This window comes from Synechococcus sp. R70.1, from assembly GCF_047461675.1.
Classification (GTDB): domain Bacteria; phylum Cyanobacteriota; class Cyanobacteriia; order Thermostichales; family Thermostichaceae; genus Thermostichus.
The window spans coordinates 1-1837 of sequence record NZ_JANSHR010000005.1 but is presented as its reverse complement, the minus strand read 5'-3'; the positions used below and the strand labels follow the sequence as shown (position 1 = coordinate 1837).

At 51.9% G+C, this 1837-nt stretch carries 2 protein-coding genes and 1 pseudogene; 1 reads left to right on the top strand and 2 read right to left on the bottom strand.

All coding sequences use genetic code 11. The features are described from left to right. Nucleotides 1–60: 60 nt before the first annotated feature. Complete coding sequence (locus NW807_RS00650; protein WP_414424998.1) at nt 61–276, bottom strand: zinc ribbon domain-containing protein; 216 nt, start codon at nt 274–276, stop codon at nt 61–63. Between the two features lie 8 nt (nt 277–284). Further along, nucleotides 285–1259, bottom strand: a complete 975-nt coding sequence (locus NW807_RS00645) for an RNA-guided endonuclease InsQ/TnpB family protein (RefSeq protein WP_414424997.1) — start codon at nt 1257–1259, stop codon at nt 285–287. A 57-nt stretch (nt 1260–1316) separates the two neighbouring features. On the opposite strand from NW807_RS00645, the pseudogene tnpA reads away from it, so the two are divergent. Further along, a pseudogene (gene tnpA / locus NW807_RS00640) lies at nt 1317–1786 on the top strand (IS200/IS605 family transposase). Nucleotides 1787–1837: the final 51 nt, after the last annotated feature.

Below are 1837 nucleotides of genomic sequence, written 5' to 3'. Positions count from 1 at the left end.
CTCCCGCTCCAAGCGCTCCGCGCCGCTAGCGCGAACACCCTGTCGGGTAGAGTGCGGGCTTCAAGGACTCCGTCCGAGTAGCGCGAAAAGGACGGGATGCCCCACCGCCCTGTACTTGATAAGTAAGGCAGAGTTCTGTTCGCGTAAGCGGGACGTAGTCCTTTCCCTGGGCAACTCCAAGCCGCAGTGAGGGCAGGAATGCCACCTCTCACTCAGGCTTTTGGGAACTTTCCGACCGCACCCAGAACACTCTTGACTTGTGCCGTTGGGGTTCACTGCAATCGTCAACAGCCCAGCTCTCTCAGCCTTGACTGTGAGAATACGCAGGAAGCATCCAGAACAGATTTGGCTAGGTTGGTTCTGGCAAGACCCTTAACGTTAAGCGCCTCATGGGCAATGTTTTTCCCCTTGCTCAACAACCACTTGGCTACCTTGTCGTGGAAGTCTTTGCGCTGATTGGCTACTTTCAGGTGCGCCTTTGCCAACCGCTTCAAGGCTTTCTTGTAGCGGTTTGACCCCTTCCGCTTACGGGACAAAGACCGCTGCAATTGCTTCAACCTTTTTTGTGCCCTGCGATAGTACCGTGGAACTGGAATGGCTTCCCCCTGGTCAGTCACCAGAAACGAATCCAACCCCATATCGATCCCTATCGTGTTTTCCAGGGTTGGAGGGTCGGGATCAAGTTCGGGAACAGAAGAGTCTTGCAGGCTCAACGTCACATACCAGCCATCAGCCTTACGAGTGACGGTAGCCGTCTTAATCACAAAACCTCCAGGCAGAGGACGGTTCTGGATGAGCTTAACCAAGCCGATTTTAGGCAGGTGGACAAACTTTCCCCGAATACAGTTCTGTTTCATCTGGGGATACGTAAAGGAACGATACCGACCTGCCCCCTTAAACCTTGGCTTGCCTAGCCTCTTGCCGTTAATGTTTCCTTTCAGCCAGCGGTCAAAGGCTTGCTGTACTCGCTCTATGCAGTTTTGCAAGACTTGCGAGTGAATGGTCTTGTACTCCGGAAAGAGTGCTTTTGTGTTTACTAGGTCGCGCTTCTGTGAGTAGTAGTCTGGCTCATCTTTCAGCTCAGGTAAGTGACAGACCAGTAGAGAACAGGCATAGACATCGCAGCGGTTTTGTTCCCACCACTTGAAGCGCTCTGCTAAGCAATAGTTGTACTGCTTGCGCAGCAACTCTAGCCACTTCTCCATCAAGGCAATTTGGCTAGAAGTAGGACGCAAGCGGTACTGGTAGGCAACTCTCACGTAAGAGTATCCAAGAGCTACTACACTGATTATAGCAGCAGTGAAAGCTGAAGGGCTATGAAAGACGACTTTGTCTCTAGCGGCAGGGCTGTGTCCGATTTAAAGGCGCACTTAGTCTTAACGACCAAGTACCGCCGCCAGGTACTCACTGCTGAGATGTTACAGCGCTTACATGAGATCCTGTATAATCTCTGCCAAAAATGGAACTGCAAGCTTATTGAGCTTAACGGTTTGAGTTTAACGGTGAAGCAGATCATGCCCACCTTCTATTTCAATACTACCCACAGATAACTTTGTCCAAGTTTGTGAATAATATTAAATCTGTCTCTAGTCGCAGACTGAGAAGCGAATTTACGGACAGAAGGATCTACCGAAAAGATGTTCTGTGGAATGAATCGTATTTCATTGCTTCGTGTGGCGGCGTTACCGTTTCGGTTTTGCGTCAGTACATTGAAAACCAAGGTGTCCCCGCCTCTCATCCCGACCCAAGCGCTCCGCGCCGCCAGCGCGAACACCCTGGCGGGTAGAGGGCGGGGCTTCCCGGCGGGGCTAGCTAACGGGCCGTGGCCGACGGCAAG